Annotated in this window: 15 protein-coding genes and 1 riboswitch; of the genes, 4 read left to right on the top strand and 11 right to left on the bottom strand. The window is 71.8% G+C overall.

The genetic code is table 11. From position 1 onward, the window contains the following. Positions 1–76: 76 nt before the first annotated feature. Positions 77–676 carry a 2'-5' RNA ligase family protein gene (locus ACZ6BB_RS12170; RefSeq protein ID WP_471615156.1) on the bottom strand — a complete coding sequence of 200 codons (600 nt, stop codon included), beginning with the start codon at positions 674–676 and terminating at the stop codon, positions 77–79. A gap of 181 nt (positions 677–857) precedes the next feature. Further along, positions 858–1871, bottom strand: coding sequence for a tryptophan--tRNA ligase (gene trpS / locus ACZ6BB_RS12175; protein WP_471615157.1), 1014 nt, complete (start codon positions 1869–1871; stop codon positions 858–860). Between the two features lie 100 nt (positions 1872–1971). On the opposite strand from trpS, the gene ACZ6BB_RS12180 reads away from it, so the two are divergent. From ACZ6BB_RS12180 to ACZ6BB_RS12190, 3 genes are all read left to right on the top strand, one after another. Then, complete coding sequence (locus ACZ6BB_RS12180; RefSeq protein WP_471615158.1) at positions 1972–2592, top strand: RNA polymerase sigma factor; 621 nt, start codon at positions 1972–1974, stop codon at positions 2590–2592. After that, positions 2585–3460 carry a hypothetical protein gene (locus ACZ6BB_RS12185; protein WP_471615159.1) on the top strand — a complete coding sequence of 292 codons (876 nt, stop codon included), beginning with the start codon at positions 2585–2587 and terminating at the stop codon, positions 3458–3460. Before ACZ6BB_RS12180 ends, ACZ6BB_RS12185 begins: the two co-directional genes overlap by 8 nt. A gap of 100 nt (positions 3461–3560) precedes the next feature. Further along, positions 3561–4301 (top strand): hypothetical protein, encoded by a 741-nt coding sequence (locus ACZ6BB_RS12190; RefSeq protein ID WP_471615160.1) that lies wholly within the window; start codon positions 3561–3563, stop codon positions 4299–4301. A gap of 19 nt (positions 4302–4320) precedes the next feature. Here ACZ6BB_RS12190 and ACZ6BB_RS12195 read toward each other — a convergent pair whose 3' ends face one another. The 8 genes from ACZ6BB_RS12195 to ACZ6BB_RS12230 form a co-directional block, all read right to left on the bottom strand. Next, the gene (locus tag ACZ6BB_RS12195; protein ID WP_471615161.1) at positions 4321–5769 is read right to left on the bottom strand and encodes a glycine hydroxymethyltransferase; all 1449 of its coding nucleotides are present in this window, start codon (positions 5767–5769) and stop codon (positions 4321–4323) included. A gap of 31 nt (positions 5770–5800) precedes the next feature. Beyond that, positions 5801–5889: riboswitch (ZMP/ZTP riboswitch) on the bottom strand. 81 nt (positions 5890–5970) lie between these two features. After that, entirely contained in the window at positions 5971–7155 is a 1185-nt protein-coding gene (locus tag ACZ6BB_RS12200; RefSeq protein WP_471615162.1) for a glutathionylspermidine synthase family protein, read from the bottom strand. Between the two features lie 21 nt (positions 7156–7176). Beyond that, complete coding sequence (locus ACZ6BB_RS12205) at positions 7177–7563, bottom strand: hypothetical protein (RefSeq protein WP_471615163.1); 387 nt, start codon at positions 7561–7563, stop codon at positions 7177–7179. 417 nt (positions 7564–7980) lie between these two features. After that, entirely contained in the window at positions 7981–8739 is a 759-nt protein-coding gene (locus tag ACZ6BB_RS12210) for a hypothetical protein (protein ID WP_471615164.1), read from the bottom strand. A 304-nt stretch (positions 8740–9043) separates the two neighbouring features. Continuing rightward, positions 9044–10033: a malate dehydrogenase gene (locus ACZ6BB_RS12215; protein ID WP_275456477.1), complete on the bottom strand. Its 990-nt coding sequence runs from the start codon at positions 10031–10033 to the stop codon at positions 9044–9046. Between the two features lie 586 nt (positions 10034–10619). Then, entirely contained in the window at positions 10620–11924 is a 1305-nt protein-coding gene (locus ACZ6BB_RS12220; RefSeq protein WP_471615165.1) for a helix-turn-helix domain-containing protein, read from the bottom strand. Between the two features lie 619 nt (positions 11925–12543). Continuing rightward, positions 12544–13158, bottom strand: coding sequence for a DUF3017 domain-containing protein (locus ACZ6BB_RS12225; RefSeq protein WP_471615166.1), 615 nt, complete (start codon positions 13156–13158; stop codon positions 12544–12546). A gap of 568 nt (positions 13159–13726) precedes the next feature. Continuing rightward, positions 13727–14581 (bottom strand): bifunctional methylenetetrahydrofolate dehydrogenase/methenyltetrahydrofolate cyclohydrolase, encoded by an 855-nt coding sequence (locus tag ACZ6BB_RS12230; RefSeq protein ID WP_318812646.1) that lies wholly within the window; start codon positions 14579–14581, stop codon positions 13727–13729. A gap of 262 nt (positions 14582–14843) precedes the next feature. Here ACZ6BB_RS12230 and ACZ6BB_RS12235 point away from each other — a divergent pair, with 262 nt between their 5' ends. After that, positions 14844–15422 (top strand): hypothetical protein, encoded by a 579-nt coding sequence (locus ACZ6BB_RS12235; RefSeq protein WP_471615167.1) that lies wholly within the window; start codon positions 14844–14846, stop codon positions 15420–15422. A gap of 109 nt (positions 15423–15531) precedes the next feature. Here ACZ6BB_RS12235 and ACZ6BB_RS12240 read toward each other — a convergent pair whose 3' ends face one another. Continuing rightward, positions 15532–15897, bottom strand: a complete 366-nt coding sequence (locus ACZ6BB_RS12240) for a hypothetical protein (RefSeq protein WP_471615168.1) — start codon at positions 15895–15897, stop codon at positions 15532–15534. Positions 15898–16042: the final 145 nt, after the last annotated feature.

Below are 16042 nucleotides of genomic sequence, written 5' to 3' on the forward strand. Positions count from 1 at the left end.
GCCCTTCACGGGGTGCGGGGAACGGCGCGGACAATCCCCACCCGCCCGCGCCCGCCGACGAACCCGGGCTCCCGGGCTACGGGGCGCCCTGTCCTCGGAGCGGCAGCGTCACCGTGTCGCCCACCGGCGCCCCCGCCTGCGGCGGCACGACGGACCCACCGAACGCGAACTCCCGCAGCTTGCGCCAGACCCCGTCGGAGCCCTGTTCGTAGAGTGCGAAGCCGGTGCAGGGCCACTGCGCCTCGTACCCGGCGAGCTCCTCGAACGCCCGGTCCATCGCCTCCTCGGCGATGCCGTGCGCCACGGTGACGTGCGGGTGGTACGGGAAGTTCAGCTCGCGTGCCACCGGCCCCGAGGCGTCCCGGACCTGCTTCTGCAGCCAGGTGCAGGCTTCGGCTCCCTCGACGATCCGCACGAACACGACGGGTGACAGCGGCCGGAACGTACCCGTGCCGGACAGCCGCATGGGGAAGGGCCGGCCGGCCGCCGCGACCTCGGTGAGATGCGTCTCGATCGCCGGCAGCCCGCCGGCCTCGACCTCGGTCGGCGGCAGCAGCGTGACATGAGTGGGGATGCCGTGAGCCGCGGCGTCGCCGAAGCCCGCGCGCAGCTGCTGGAGCTGGCTGCCGTGGGGCTCCGGGACCGCGATCGACACACCGATCGTTACGGTCCCCACGTCGTCTCCTGTCGTCGTGTCATGCGGGTTGTCGTGTTCCTGCGGGGCGCACTCCGTCGCACCGGCTATCGACTGTACGGCCACGGCGGTGTTCCGGGCAGGCGCAGCGGGAGTGATGTGCGGCGCTGTCGGTGGTGCGACGGGTGGTGCGGTCGGCGCTCGGGGGCCGAGGTGGTACGGCTCAGTGCTTGGCGGGCAGGAAGCCGACCTTGTCGTACGCCTGGGCGAGTGTCTCCGCGGCGACCGCGCGCGCCTTCTCGGCTCCCTTGGCCAGGATCGAGTCGAGCGTCTCCGGGTCGTCCAGATACTGCTGGGTGCGCTCCCGGAAGGGCGTCACGAACTCGACCATGACCTCGGCGAGGTCCGTCTTGAGCGCACCGTAGCCCTTTCCTGCGTACCTCTGCTCCAGTTCCGCGATACCCGCCCCGGTGAGGGTCGAGTAGATGGTGAGCAGGTTGCTGACGCCCGGCTTCTCGGTGAGGTCGAAGCGGATCACCGTGTCGGTGTCGGTGACGGCGCTCTTGACCTTCTTGGCGGTGGCCTTCGGGTCGTCGAGCAGGTTGATCAACCCCTTGGGGGTCGACGCCGACTTGCTCATCTTGATCGCGGGGTCCTGAAGGTCGTAGATCTTGGCCGTCTCCTTCAGGATGTACGGCTTCGGGATCGTGAAGGTCTCGCCGAAGCGGCCGTTGAACCGCTCGGCGAGGTCGCGGGTGAGTTCGATGTGCTGGCGCTGGTCCTCGCCGACCGGCACCTCGTTCGCCTGGTACAGCAGGATGTCCGCGACCTGGAGGATCGGGTACGTGAAGAGGCCGACGCTCGCGCGGTCGGCGCCCTGCTTGGCGGACTTGTCCTTGAACTGGGTCATGCGGGAGGCCTCACCGAAGCCGGTCAGGCAGTTCATGACCCAGGCGAGCTGGGCGTGCTCGGGCACGTGGCTCTGGACGAAGAGGGTGCAGCGCTCCGGGTCGAGGCCGGCTGCGAGCAGCTGCGCGGCGGCGAGCCGGGTGTTGGCGCGCAGGTCCGCGGGATCCTGGGCGATGGTGATCGCGTGCAGATCGACGACCATGTAGAACGCGTCGTGGGACTCCTGCAGGGCCACCCACTGGCGGACGGCGCCGAGGTAGTTGCCGAGGTGGAACGAGCCGGCGGTGGGCTGGATGCCGGAGAGCACGCGGGGTCGGTCAGAGGCCATGTCCACCATTCTCTCAGGTGTCGGGGGGCGTTCCGGAACCGACCGGAAACAGATGTGACACGGGTGGGAACCGATCCGGATCGGGCGGTGTACCCATGATGTGAGAACGCGGGAGGGGGGCCGCATCGTCGATGAGGCCGCGGTGATCGCACGCGTACGCGCCGGGGAGCCGGAGGCGTATGCGGAGCTGGTGCGCGCCCACACGGGCATCGCGCTGCGGGCGGCCCGGGCCCTCGGCGCCGGTGCGGACGCGGAGGACGTGGTGCAGCAGGCCTTCTTCAAGGCGTACTGCTCACTGGGCCGCTTCCGGGACGGCTCCGCGTTCCGGCCGTGGCTGCTGTCGATCGTGGCCAATGAGACGAGGAACACAGTGCGGACAGCGGGGCGCCAGCGGTCCCTGGCCGACCGCGAGGCGACGTTCGCCGAGGCCGAGCCGCTGATACCGGCTTCGGCCGATCCGGCGGTCGCCGCGCTGGCGATAGAGCGCCGCGTGGCGCTGCTGGGCGCCCTGGAGAAGCTGAGCGAGGAACACCGGCTGGTCGTCACCTACCGCTATCTGCTGGAGATGGACGAGCCGGAGACGGCGGCGGCCCTCGGCTGGCCCAGGGGCACGGTGAAGTCCCGTCTGAGCCGGGCGCTGCGCAGGCTGGGCCGTCTGCTGCCGGAGTTCGAGCCGGGCGAGGCCCTGGGAAAGGCGGGAGGGGGTGAGGGACGTGAGTGAGCCGGACCGGCCGTCCGGGAGCGAGGACCGGGAGCGGGAGCGTGGGGGCGGTGGCACGGAGGGTGAGAGGCGTGATGTCCGGCTTCCCGAGGAGTTGCGGGCACTCGGCAGGGCGCTGGACCGGCCGGGGGCCGACGGGGACGAGACCATGGTCGAGCGGGTGCTGCGGCAGATACTCGCCGAGCAGGTGCCGACACCGGTGGCCGAGCCGCCGGGCGCCGGAGAGCGGCTGCGGGCGGTGCGCCGGTGGGCACGGGCGCGCCGGCGCGCGCTGACGGCCGCGCTGTGCGGGCTGCTCACGGTGCTCGTCCTCACCCCTCCCGTGCGGGCGGCGGTGGGCGACTGGTTCGGCTTCGGCGGGGTCGAGGTGCGGTACGACCCGTCGGCGACGCCCGCGCCGCGGGCGGGGCCGCCGGGCTGCCCCGACCCGGTCCCGCTCGCCGAGGCCGGGCGGCGGGCGGGGTTCGCCCCGCTGGTGCCGGGTGCGCTGGGCGACCCGGACGCGGTGTCCGTGACCCGTGCGCCGAAGGGCCGCTTCGTGATCAGTCTCTGCTGGGAGGAGCGGGGACACACCGTCCGGCTCGACGAGTACGCGGCCCGGCTGGCACCGGGGTACGGCAAGACCGTGGCGGGTGAGCGGGCCGTCGAGTGGGTCCGGCTGGACGGGGGCGCGTACGACGCCCTGTGGTTCCCGGACCCGCACCTCCTGCGCTTCTGGATGACCTCCGAGGACGGCTCCCGCTTCACCCGCTCCGAGCGCACGGCGGGGCCCACCCTGCTGTGGGTCCACCGTGACGCGTACACGCTGCGGCTGGAGGGCGTGGCGTCGAAGGACCGGGCGCGGGAGATCGCGGAGTCGTTGGACTGATCGGTCCTGCCGAGATGGGAACCCCGGCGCTTCGAGCGGTGTACCAGGAGTGACACCGCGAGTGCGGACGGACCGCACCGGGATCGATCGGGGGTGTCGGATGCATGGACTGCGACGACTGACGGCGGTGACGGGCGCGTTACTGATCGCTCTGGCCCTGCTTCTGCTGGGGGCCCCGCCCTCGGTGGCGGGCGGACCGACCAGCGTGCTGCTGGCCTCACCCACCAGTCAGCGGACGGCTTCGCTGTACGGCACGGAGAAGCGGTACGACCTCCTGGAGCGGCTCCTCGCCCCGGCCGGCTCGGCACTCGACGGGAGCCGGGAGGAGGCGCCGGACTGGGGAGCCGAGGACACCTGGGGAGAGAAGGTGGGCGACATGGTCACCGTGACGTGGATGATCCATGACGTGACGCCCTGGCGGGTGGACCGGCTGTTCCTGTCCGCACCCGACACCAAGGACGTCTGGATCCACACGGACACGGAGACGGGGGAGGACACCGCCGACTCGGGCGACGGTGTCTGGCACAAGGCGAAGCAGTCGGAGGAACTGCGCGCGCTGCTGCGAGGGCTCGGGGTCCTGGGTGAGACCTCGGGCGGCGCGGGGCAGGACACACCCTCGGACGAGGCGCTCACCGGAGCCGGGGCCGGCCCCGGCGAGACGGTCACCGGCACGCGGGCCACGGCGGACGCACCGGCTCCGGCCGACCGGGCCCGCTGGGCGATGACCGCTCTGGCCCTGGGGCTGGTCCTCGGCTCCGGGGGCGCCACTCTCCTGCTGCGCCGCGCGGCGGCCCGGCACGGGTCCGGACCGCCGCGACGTCAGGAGCTGCTGGACGCCTGACCGGTCCCCCAACGGGGGGTCAGCCGAGGTCGATCTCCGGGTACAGCGGGAAGCCGGCGACCAGGTCGGTGGCGCGGCGGGAGATCTCGTCGGAGACCTTCGCGTCGAGGACGTGCTGGGCCTTGGAGGGGGCTCCCGACTTGGTGGTGCCCGGCTCCGTGGTGGTCAGGACACGGTCGATGAGACCGGCGACCTCGTCCATCTCGGCGGTGCCCAGACCACGCGTGGTCAGCGCGGGCGTGCCGATGCGGATGCCGGAGGTGTACCAGGCGCCGTTCGGGTCGGCCGGGATGGCGTTGCGGTTGGTGACGATGCCGGAGTCGAGCAGCGCGGCCTCGGCCTGGCGGCCGGTGAGACCGTAGGAGGTGGCGACGTCGATCAGGTTGAGGTGGTTGTCGGTGCCGCCGGTGACCAGGGTGGCGCCCCGGCGCGTCAGGCCCTCGGCGAGAGCGCGGGAGTTGTCGACGATGCGCTGGGCGTAGTCCTGGAAGGCGGGCTGCCGGGCCTCGGCGAGGGCGACGGCCTTGGCGGCCATGACGTGCGGGAGGGGGCCGCCGAGGACCATCGGGCAGCCGCGGTCGACCTGGTCCTTGAGGGAGTCGTCGCACAGGACCATGCCGCCGCGGGGGCCGCGCAGCGACTTGTGGGTGGTCGTGGTGACGATCTGGGCGTGCGGGACCGGGTCGAAGTCGCCGGTGAGGACCTTGCCGGCGACGAGACCCGCGAAGTGCGCCATGTCCACCATCAGCGTGGCGCCGACCTCGTCGGCGATCTCGCGCATGATCCGGAAGTTCACGAGACGGGGGTAGGCGGAGTAGCCGGCGACGATGATCAGCGGCTTGAAGTCCCGGGCGGTGGCGCGCAGGGCCTCGTAGTCGATGAGGCCCGTGGCGGGGTCGGTGCCGTAGGAGCGCTGATCGAACATCTTGCCGGAGATGTTGGGGCGGAAGCCGTGGGTGAGGTGACCGCCGGCGTCCAGGGACATACCGAGCATGCGCTGGTTGCCGAAGGCCTGGCGGAGTTCGGCCCAGTCGGCCTCGGAGAGGTCGTTGACCTGGCGGGCGCCGGCCTTCTCCAGGAAGGGGGCCTCGACACGGTCGGCGAGGACGGACCAGAAGGCGACCAGGTTGGCGTCGATGCCGGAGTGCGGCTGGACGTAGGCGTGGCGGGCGCCGAAGAGTTCCCTGGCGTGCTCGGCGGCGAGGGACTCGACGGTGTCGACGTTGCGGCAGCCGGCGTAGAAGCGGCGGCCGACGGTGCCCTCGGCGTACTTGTCGCTGAACCAGTTGCCCATGGCCAGGAGGGTGGCCGGGGAGGCGTAGTTCTCGGAGGCGATCAGCTTGAGCATCTCGCGCTGGTCGCTGACCTCCTGGCCGATGGCGTCGGCCACGCGCGGCTCGACGGCGCGGATCACGTCGAGGGCGGCACGGAAGGCGGTGGACTCTTGGGAGAGGGGCTCGGCTGACATGGGGACCTCCGGACGTTGCGTTCAGCGTTCACGGTACGGCCCAGGCGCACGGCACTCATCTTTCCCGAGCCGCTCCCCGATGGTCCGTCCCATCCCAGCGCGCCAGTCACGGCCCACTGGTCACCCTATCGGGCGCCGTGGACGCCCGGGCCCGGGCGTCCACCATACGAACGACGGCGGGAGGAGAAGGGAACGCGGACGTCAGAGGATCACATGGGGCAGAAAACGGGCGTACTCGTCGGTGACCAGTCCCGAGGACTCGCGGATGCCGAGGCCCGCCGACTCGTCCTCGACGACCCAGGCGCCGAGGACGACATGGTTGCCGTCGAAGTCCGGGAGGGGCGCCAACTCCTGGTAGCAGCAGGGCTCTTCGCGGAGGGCGGGGGTGGTGCCCGCCGCGTGGACGGTGACGCCGGCGCCCTCGCGGCCCAGGAGGGGTTTGGCGACGTAGCCGGAGGTGGCGGCCAGTTCACGGGGGCCGTCGAGATAGGCGGGGAGGAGGTTCGGATGGCCGGGATACAGCTCCCAGAGGACGGCGAGGAGGGCCTTGTTGCTCAGGAGCATCTTCCAGGCGGGCTCGATCCACATCGTGGTCCCGGTGCCGCCGCCGTTGTCGAGGGTGGCGAGGACGTGGGGGGCGAAACGGTCGGTGGTGAGCCACTCCCAGGGGTAGAGCTTGAAGATGCTGCGGATGAAGCGGAGCTTCTTGTCGACGAAGCGGTCCGCGAGGCGGTCCCAGCCGATGTCCTCCATGGAGATCCAGTCGGTGTCCAGGCCGGCCTGTTCGGCGGTCTCCTTCAGGTAGGCGACCGTCATCAGGTCCTCGCCCAGTTCGTCGCCGGCGGAGTGCGCGAAGTACAGGGGGCTGCCCGGCGGGAGGAGGCGGGACTGCTTCTTCCAGGCGTCGACGAGGCGTTCGTGGAGGGAGTTCCACTGGTCGGCGCCCGGGAAGCGTTCCTCCATCCAGAACCACTGGGGTCCGGCCGCCTCGACGAGCGAGGTCGGCGTGTCGGCGTTGTACTCCAGCAGCTTGGCGGGACCGGTCCCGTCATGGCGGAGGTCGAAGCGGCCGTACACGGAGGGCAGTTCGGCCCGGCGGCGCCACGCCTCGGCGACGAGGCCGGCGAGGCGTGGATCGGTGATGCCGAGGTCGGCGAAGCGGTCGTGCTCGACGATGTGCGCGGCCGCCGCCAGGCACATGGCGTGCAGTTCCTCGACGACCTCCTCCAGGGCCTCGACCTCGGGGAGCGAGAAGACGTAGTAGGCGCTCTCGTCCCAGTACGGGCGCAGGGAGCCGTCGGGGTAGCGGGTCAGCGGGTAGATGAGCCCCTGTTCCTCGACGGTCTCCTGCCAGCCCGGCCGGGGTTCGATGGTGCGGCGTTCCATGGTTCTGTTCCGTCCGCCGGGTCAGCCGCCGCTGGAGCCGGAGCCGTCGCCGTCCCCCGAGCAGCCGAAGCCGTCCCGGTCGACGGCCTCGCTGCGGCTGAAGGTGCCGTCCTCGGCCCGGCCGCCGCTGACGTCCGCGTCGTAGTACCAGGCGGCGTCGGCCGAACCGGCCTGCTTCCGGTTGGCGCTGCTGTTGCTCCTGCTGTTCTTGCCGTAGGACGACGAGCCGGAGCCCGTGTTGCAGTTCCTGTCCGCGATGATCTTGTAGCCGTTGGCGTAGTCGTAGCTGTCGCGGTCCACGCAACGGCGGTCCGGATCGGATCCGCAGGAGGTCAGGGCCGCCGCGACGACACCCATCCCCCCGAGTACGACCGTGCTGGACCGCAGTCGCCTGCGCTGCTCTCCCATGTGTGCTCCCCCGTCGGGCCCGTGGCCCCTGTTGTGTCGCGGCCGGTTCGCCATGCGGTACGCGATGCGGTACGCGGTGACCGGCCACGGTCTTATGTGCGCTTTATCGGCGCTCACACTAGTGATCGGATCGCCGAAGAGGCCACCCGGGACCGGCTTCGGTCGCGACTTCGGTCACGGCCTCGGTCACTGCTTCGGTCACTGCTTCGGTCACGGCCTCGGTCACTGCTTCGGTCACGGCCTCGGGATGAACTCCCGCTCCGCGCTCGGGGAGTCGGACCCGGTCGCGGGCTCCGCGCCGGGCCCGGCAGCGCCGGACGACGGCCCGACGGCGGCCCCGGCCGAGGCCCGCCGAGGGACCCCGCTCGGCCCGGAACCGTCCGTCGCCGGGCCACGGGCGGCGGCGAGGATGCGTGCTCAGCCTCGTACGCAGGTCTCGCCCGTCGGGCAGAGGGACGTGGTCACCATGGTGACCGGTTCGCGGAGTTCGTCGAGGGGGGTCGTCTCGGGGGCGCTGAGGCGGACTCCGTAGATCTTGTCGTCGGCTGTGCGGAAGCGGTGGTCGATGACCTGACGGGGGCCCAGATCGCCCTCGCCGTCGAAGCGGTAGACGACTTCGGAGTAGCTGTCGTCGTCGGCCGCCGAGCGGTCGAGGGCGCGATAGCCGGGGAGACGGGCGAAGCCGTAGTTCGCGTTCTCCGCCAGGTCCATGGACTCGGCGGGGCTCCCCTCACTGACCAGGAAGAGCTGGAGGATCCGGGTGCCGTCCGGGGAGTCGTAGGTCACGACGGTGGGCTTGTCCGTCGGCGTCTTGGCGGTGCGTTTCCAGCCGGAGGGGACCTCGACGGTGAAGCCGGCCGGGTCTTCGGCACGGACATAGCCGGGGGTGCCGCCCGTGGCGGAGTCCGTGTCCGACTGTTTCGGTGTGGCCGGGCCGGGGTCCCCGTCGTCCTCCGGGCCCGCCGCCGAGGCGGAGGGCGGCGGTGTGGACGGGGAACTGCTCGCGGAGGCGGCCCGGGATGGGTCGTCGTCCCGGGACAGGGTCCACACCCCGAATCCGATGCCGCCGCCGAGCAGTGCCGCGAGGGCGACGGCGACGGCCACACGCGGCCACGGGCCGCCGTGCCCGGGATCGTCGTCCACCCAGCGCCCTTGGTGCGGATCCCACCTCGTCATGCTGCCCCCCTCGGTCCTGTCGTCACCTTCGCGTCGTCGCCCGTAGGGGCGGCCGCGCGGCGTCAGGTGCGTGCTCTCGACGCGCCGGGCGGACGACCACGTACGGACCGTGGCCGTGCTCTCGTCCGGTGCGGCGAGAGGGCGTGCATGGCGTCGCGCGGCGGACGGGAATGTGACGACAGGCCCTGGCCGCCGACGTTCTCACGACATGCGTGCACCGACGATAGCGGCGTACACGCCGAACAGGCCCCGTCCTGGTCGAAACCGGGACAGGGCCTGCGAGAACAAGCTATAAGGCGTCGGCTCAGATGAGGCCGAGCGCGCGGACCGCCTCGCGCTCCTCCGCCAGCTCCTGGACCGAGGCGTCGATACGGGCGCGGGAGAACTCGTTGATCTCCAGGCCCTGGACGATCTCGTACTTGCCGTCCTTGACGGTGACGGGGAAGGAGGAGATGAGGCCCTCGGCCACACCGTAGGAACCGTCGGACGGGATGCCCATGGAGGCCCAGTCGCCCTCGGCGGTGCCGTTGACCCAGGTGTAGATGTGGTCGATGGCGGCGTTGGCGGCGGACGCGGCCGACGAGGCGCCACGGGCCTCGATGATGGCGGCGCCGCGCTTGGCGACGGTCGGGATGAAGTCCTCGGCGAGCCACTTCTCGTCGTTGACGACCTCCGCGGCGTTCTTGCCGGCGACGGTGGCGTGGAAGATGTCCGGGTACTGGGTCGCCGAGTGGTTGCCCCAGATCGTGAGCCTCTGGATCTCGGAGACCGGGACGCCGGTCTTCTTCGACAGCTGGGTCAGCGCGCGGTTGTGGTCCAGGCGGGTCATCGCGGTGAAGCGCTCCGCCGGGACGTCCGGCGCGGCGGCCTGGGCGATGAGGGCGTTGGTGTTGGCCGGGTTGCCGACGACGAGGACCTTGATGTCGTCCGCGGCGTTGTCGTTGATGGCCTTGCCCTGCGGCTTGAAGATGCCGCCGTTGGCCTCCAGCAGGTCGCCGCGCTCCATGCCCTTGGTGCGGGGGCGGGCGCCCACGAGCAGGCCCACGTTGGCGCCGTCGAAGGCGACGTTCGGGTCGTCCGTGATGTCGATGCCCTGAAGGAGCGGGAAGGCGCAGTCGTCGAGCTCCATGGCGGTGCCCTCGGCGGCCTTGAGCGCCGGGGTGATCTCCAGCAGGCGGAGCTTGACCGGCACGTCCGCGCCGAGCAGCTGGCCGGAGGCGATGCGGAAGAGCAGGGCGTAACCGATCTGGCCGGCCGCGCCGGTGACGGTGACGTTCACGGGAGTGCGGGTCATGGCGTTCTCCGTATGACAGCTGGCGGTGGGGCGTCCCTGCCCCTGGTGGGACGTACAAATGATCGATCTCTTGGCGTCAAGAGAGATCGGTGGTCAGGCTACCGCGCATCCGGGATCCCGGACGGCCGGGGTTCGTGTGGCCCAGCCCACAAGTCCTTCCGCGCTGCCGCCCACGGAGAGGGTGGCACGAAAAGGCGGCCGCCGGTCCGGGGGGAGGGACCAGACGGCCGCCTTTGTGGGGGCGCCGGGCCAGGAGGGGATGGGGGGATCCTCTCCCGGGCTGACCGGACTCCCGTGGGGGTACTGTCCGCATGCCCCGGAGTTCGGCGCGCATTCCCTTTATCTCGAAACTACTTTCACGGCAGAGATGATTACGGAGCGTCACGCTCGGCGGCGGCCGATGGGCCCCCCCAGCCCTTCGGCCCCCGTAGCGCGCGGGGGCGCGGACAGGCGCCCCCGCCTCACCACTGCGCGCCTCCGCCTGGCGATCGCGCGCCCTCGGCCTCGCGACCGGGCCCCCTCGGACTCGCGACCGGGCCCCTCCGCCCGGCCACCCCGCCCCCTCCGTCCCGCTATCCGCCACCCGCTACCCCGTGCAGCCCTTCTGGCCCGACGCCAGCGTCGCGCAGGCCGTGGCATCGCCCGCGTCCTTCACGTTGATCATCAGCGTGTAGGCGATGTTGTCGCCGGCCGCCTCGATGGCGGCGGTCTGCCGGGTCATGCCCGCCGCGACCTGGACCTCGTCGCCCTGGGCGGCGCCGGTGATGCGGGCCCACGCGGCCTGGCAGGTCTTGCTGTAGCGGACCTCGACCCGCGCGGTACCCACGGTGGCCTCGTCGGCGGTCCGCACGAGGTCGCCGATGCAGCCCATGGTCTCCGGGTCCTTGCCCTCGCAGCCCTTGCCGCTGCACTTCACGCCGGCCGGGAGGTCTGGGTTCGTGGCGGTCGAGGTCGACGCGGAGCCGGGCGGCTTGCCGTCAGCCTGGTCCTTTCCATCACCGTTGGCGAGGAAGAAGGCCCCCGCGATCAGGACGAGACCTCCGACGGCTCCCGCGAGGAACATGGGCACGCGCCGCTTCGGCCGGGTATCGCCGTCGTCGGACCGACCCCCGCCAGGCGGTGGACCGAACACACCGGACGGTGCCGAGGCACCCCCGGCGACCTGGGCACCGCCACCGGCGACCGGCGCGCCGCCCGTACCGCGGAGCGAGGACGCCGACGCCACCGAGGCCGAACCCGGTGCCGAGCCCGATACGGGGGAGACCGACGAGGACCGCCCCCCGGCCAGGCCCGCCCGTGACGCGGTCGCGGGCGAAGGCGACGAGGGCGACGAGGGCGACGAGGGCGACGAGGGCGACGAGGAGGGCGTGGTGCCCCAACTGATGCGCGACGCGCCTCCGGAGGCCACTCCCCCGCCGTACGGCGGGCGCGAGGCACGGTCGCCGGCCGAGGAGCGTGGCTGCACCGGCACCGACGGGGCGACCCCCGCCGGACCCGCCACGCCCGGAGTCGCGGTCGCGCTCCGCCCTCCCCTGGCGTTCCCCCCGCTCCTGACGGTGGACTGGCCGCCCGTCTCGCCCAGGGCGGCACGCGCCTGGGATATACGGATCGCCTCCATGGTCATGTCGTGGCGCATCTCCGAGCGGCTCCAGGCCCGCTCGGCCAGCTCCCACATGGTGGCCAGGTGGACGGGATCGGTTCCGGTCACCTCGGCCAGCGCGACGATCGCACCCTTCGGCGCGAGCAGCCTTCCGTTGAGATAGCGCTCCCAGGACGTCTTGCTGTAGCCCGTGCGGTCGGCCACCGCTGCGATGCTCAGTCCACCGCGGTCGACGAGCCGGCGCAGCTGACCCGCGAACTCCTTCACCTGTGGATCGAGTTCATCGGGCAAGGCCCTCCAACGAGGCATTTCTTCCCCCCTCTTCCCCCAGTACGGATCTCCGTACGACTCTGAACTTTCCCCCCGTGCCCGCTGTCCGCGTGCCGCGCATGATGCCCTCGCTGAATCCTGGTCCGGGACCTGGCCGGGGCCCTCTTCGAGCCCCGTTCTGGCCTACCCACTGGGATGCGCCCGGTCGAGATGTCAGTTCCCAGGAAAGGGGCGCGCGGGAGCATTTCGGGCAGGGGCGCGCGCCGCGCACGCGCCCCTCACCATCAGCGATCCAGTGTCCCACCGGCCACCCGGATTTCCGGGCGGAATCACAGGACTGCACACGAGACATCCCGGATCACCTCAAATGCTCACATCAGCTCTGTTCTTGAACGCTCTGGCACCGAATTCTTGAACGTGTGCGTCAGTGAACGCGTCCCGCGTCTCCGCTTCCTTCCGGGTCCCTCGCCGTCGCCGGGCGCGGACACCTTGGCGGAATGGTCACTTCCGTGCCACAGCGGGCGGACAGGTGTTGAACGAAGCGGTCGCCGCGGGGGAACGTGGGAGCGCGACGGCGGTCCGTCCTTGCTCGGGGGAGGGGACGGACCGCCGTCGTACGCACCGGGGGCGCGGCGGCGCCTCAGCCCGCCTCGTCGCCCACCGTGAAGTGCAGGGTGTCCTTGAGGAACGGGATCTCCAGCAACGGCTCGGGCTGGGCCATCAGTGCGAGGAGCACGATGGCGGTGCCCAGGAAGATGTACGTGGCCATGTCCGTGAAGCGGGAGCGGACGGCCAGCATGCCGACGTCCCGGACGGCCCAGCGCAGCACCGCGCCGCCGAGCATCGCGGCCCCGATCAGGATCGTGCCCGCCCGGAACGCGTCCAGCGCGGTGAGCAGCAGCCCGAGCGCCACGGTGGACAGCACGGCGAGGATCGGCCACTGGCGCACGGGCGCGGGCGCCTCGCGCGGCGCCGCCCGGCCACCGCCCTCGGGCCGCGCGGTGTCCTTGGTGAACACCGGGAAGCGCCGGGTGCCACGAACGGGCCTGCCCTCGGCGTCGGGCACGCTGATGTGATCACGAACCTCGATCTCATCCGCGGCCCCGGCCGCCTCAGCTGTTCCTGCCGCCCCGGTCGCCCCGGTCGCCTCGGCAGTTCCTGCCGCCCCGGTCGCCTCGGCTGTTCCTGCCGTCCCGGTCGCCTCGGTCGCCTCGGCTGTTCCTGCGGCCCCGGTCGTCCCCGCGGTCCTCGCCATGTGCACCCTCTCCGACGCCGCAGCCCCGTCTGTCGTCGTCCCGGACCGTTCCGCGGCCCCCGGCCCGTCCGCCGTCTCCCCGGACCTGCCGTCAGCCGCAGCCCGGGACCGTTCGGCCTTGCCTGACGACACGTCCGCCGTCGCCGCCGTACCCGCCGCTCGCGCCGCCTTCGCCGTCCCTGCCGACCCCGAATCCCGGGAGGCCCGGGAGGCCCGGGAGACGTCCGCCCGCGCCGGGCTCAACGACTCCTCCGACCCGCCGGACACCCCCGCCGCACCGGACACCTCCGACTCACCGGACGCCACCGGCCCAGCGGTCGTCCCCGTAGCTCGCGCCGCCTTCGCCGCTCCCGCCGTCTCCGGCACTCCCGCCACGCCCGCCGGACGTCCGCCCGGCGCGCCCGAACCCGTCGGCTCCGCCGGACCCTCGGCCCTTCCCGGGCGGTCGACCCCCGCGGACGCCTCCGGCTTCCCGGACGCCCCGGAGGTCCCCGCCGTGACGGGCATGCCGGACGTGCCGGACGCCCCCGTCCCCCGCGGCTCCCCGGAAACGGCCTCGGCCCCGCCGTCAGCCGGCACTGCGCTCCGCCGCCTCCACCACGTTGACGAGCAGCTGTGCACGGGTCATCGGGCCGACGCCTCCGGGGTTGGGGGAGATCCAGCCGGCGACCTCCGCGACACCGGGATGGACATCGCCGACGATCTTGCCCTCGGCGGAGCGGGAGACGCCGACGTCGAGGACGGCGGCGCCCGGCTTCACGTCCTCCGGCCGGATCAGGTGGGCGGAGCCGGCCGCCGCGACGATGATGTCCGCCTTCCTCAGGTGCGCGGCCAGGTCACGCGTGCCGGTGTGGCACTGGGTCACCGTGGCGTTCTCGCTGCGCCGGGTGAGCAGCAGCGGCATCGGACGCCCGATCGTCACGCCGCGCCCGACAACCACGACCTCGGCGCCCTTGATCTCGACGCCGTACTGGCGGAGGAGGGTGAGCACGCCGTTCGGGGTGCAGGGCAGCGGGGCGGGCTCGTTGAGGACGAGGCGCCCGAGGTTCATGGGGTGCAGACCGTCCGCGTCCTTGTCGGGGTCCATCAGTTCGAGGATGCGGTTCTCGTCGATGCCCTTGGGCAGCGGCAGCTGGACGATGTAACCGGTGCAGGCGGGATCCTCGTTGAGTTCCCGCACCACCGCCTCGATCTCCTCCTGGGTCGCGGTCGCGGGCAGTTCACGCTGGATGGACGCGATGCCGACCTGCGCGCAGTCGCGGTGCTTGCCGGCGACGTACTTCTGACTGCCGGGGTCTTCGCCGACCAGGATCGTGCCGAGTCCGGGCGTGACGCCCTTCTCCTTCAGCACCGCCACGCGGGCGGTCAGATCGGACTTGATCGCGGCTGCGGTGGCCTTGCCATCGAGAATCTGGGCGCTCATGGCCCCAATCTTCGCGGATGACCGGTGCCGGGTTCCAATCCGGTCGTCCTGCGGACGCCCTGGCGCCCCCTTCCGCCAAGATCGGATGTGTTGCACTTGCACAACACCCGCCGAATCTCCCTGGACATCCGAGCAGGCATATAAAACGATTGGGACACAGTGCCGCGGGCACTGCCGGGGGGCGTGACCATTTCAAAAGATCCAGGGCATTCCTCCGAACCGTGCCGCGCGTCCCCGCATCAGGCAACGGAGGAAACCCCGCATGAGCTTCGGCGACCCGAACAACCCGTACGGCCAGCCCCAGCAGCAGCCGCCCGCCCAGGGTTACGGCTACCCGCAGCAGACCCCGCCCCAGCAGTCGGGGTACGGCTACCCGACCGCCCCGCCGGTCTCCCAGGGGTACGGCGGCTACCCGAACGCACCCGAGACCATGCCCAGCTCGGTGAACGCGGCCCGCATCATGCTGTGGGTGATCGTCGGCCTGCAGGTGGTCGGTGTGCTGCTCTACGCCGCCGGCGCGATCCTGGTGTCCGCGGCGAGCGACAGCACCGAGGACCCGGCCCTCGCCGAGGCGCTCGGCAACATCCCCACCGGCCAGATGGTGGCGATCGCCGTCTTCGCGGCGGCCTGGCTCGTCTACGCGATCATGATGGCCGTGAAGTTCAAGTCCGGCGGCAACGGCGTACGCGTGGCCACCCTGGTCTTCGGCATCATCACCGCGATCCTCGGCATCTTCCCGTTCCTGCTGATCGGCCTGGTCCACCTGGTGCTGGGCATCCTGATCGCCGTCTTCGTCGGCAACGCCAACGGCAAGGCGTGGTTCAACCGCCCGCGCTACTGAGCGACGCACACCGGACGCACCCGAAGGGCCGTGCTCCCGTATCTCAGGGCCACGGCCCTCGGTGTGTCATCTCCCGGTGCGGCACCCCTCGGTGCGGCACCCCTCGGTGTCACAGCACGCAGAAGCCACCGCCCGCCGGCGACACGAGGCTCACCGTGTGGTCGTAGGTCCGCGTCTGGCCGGGCCCGAGCGGATAACTCAGGCTCCCGCCGACGCAGTAGGGCGTGTTCGTGGCGTTGACGACCGCGGTGACCCGCAGGGCGGGGCTGTACGCGGCCCGGTCCCCCTCTCGCACCATGACCGGCTGGGAGCCGAGCAGCGGCTGGAGACACACGTACCCGCGGAGACAGGACACCACCGCCTCGTCCCCGGCGGCGCTCGCGGCCGCCGTGCCGCTCATTCCCGTACCGAGCGCGACGGCGAGCACCGCCCCGACGGCCGCCGCCCGGCGTGACCGACCTGATCTGTTGCGCATGACAGACCCCCTGAGTCCCTGTCGATGGAACGGACCCCTCGACCCTCGCAGCGGAACGCACGCCTCTGCACCGGGGTATCGGCCATTCCGCATGCTCCCGCCCCGGGCGCACACGCGGAAGGGTCCGCCGGTGTGCCCGGCGGAC

It is taken from the genome of Streptomyces sp. NPDC041108, assembly GCF_055592645.1.

Excerpts from the sequence above, each read along its gene's own strand:
- trpS (WP_471615157.1), bottom strand. The coding sequence starts at position 1,871 with ATGGCCTCTGACCGACCCCGCGTGCTCTCCGGCATCCAGCCCACCGCC.
- ACZ6BB_RS12190 (WP_471615160.1), top strand. The coding sequence starts at position 3,561 with ATGCATGGACTGCGACGACTGACGGCGGTGACGGGCGCGTTACTGATC.
- ACZ6BB_RS12195 (WP_471615161.1), bottom strand. The coding sequence starts at position 5,769 with ATGTCAGCCGAGCCCCTCTCCCAAGAGTCCACCGCCTTCCGTGCCGCC.
- ACZ6BB_RS12200 (WP_471615162.1), bottom strand. The coding sequence starts at position 7,155 with ATGGAACGCCGCACCATCGAACCCCGGCCGGGCTGGCAGGAGACCGTC.
- ACZ6BB_RS12205 (WP_471615163.1), bottom strand. The coding sequence starts at position 7,563 with ATGGGAGAGCAGCGCAGGCGACTGCGGTCCAGCACGGTCGTACTCGGG.
- ACZ6BB_RS12210 (WP_471615164.1), bottom strand. The coding sequence starts at position 8,739 with ATGACGAGGTGGGATCCGCACCAAGGGCGCTGGGTGGACGACGATCCC.
- ACZ6BB_RS12215 (WP_275456477.1), bottom strand. The coding sequence starts at position 10,033 with ATGACCCGCACTCCCGTGAACGTCACCGTCACCGGCGCGGCCGGCCAG.
- ACZ6BB_RS12225 (WP_471615166.1), bottom strand. The coding sequence starts at position 13,158 with ATGGCGAGGACCGCGGGGACGACCGGGGCCGCAGGAACAGCCGAGGCG.
- ACZ6BB_RS12230 (WP_318812646.1), bottom strand. The coding sequence starts at position 14,581 with ATGAGCGCCCAGATTCTCGATGGCAAGGCCACCGCAGCCGCGATCAAG.
- ACZ6BB_RS12235 (WP_471615167.1), top strand. The coding sequence starts at position 14,844 with ATGAGCTTCGGCGACCCGAACAACCCGTACGGCCAGCCCCAGCAGCAG.
- ACZ6BB_RS12240 (WP_471615168.1), bottom strand. The coding sequence starts at position 15,897 with ATGCGCAACAGATCAGGTCGGTCACGCCGGGCGGCGGCCGTCGGGGCG.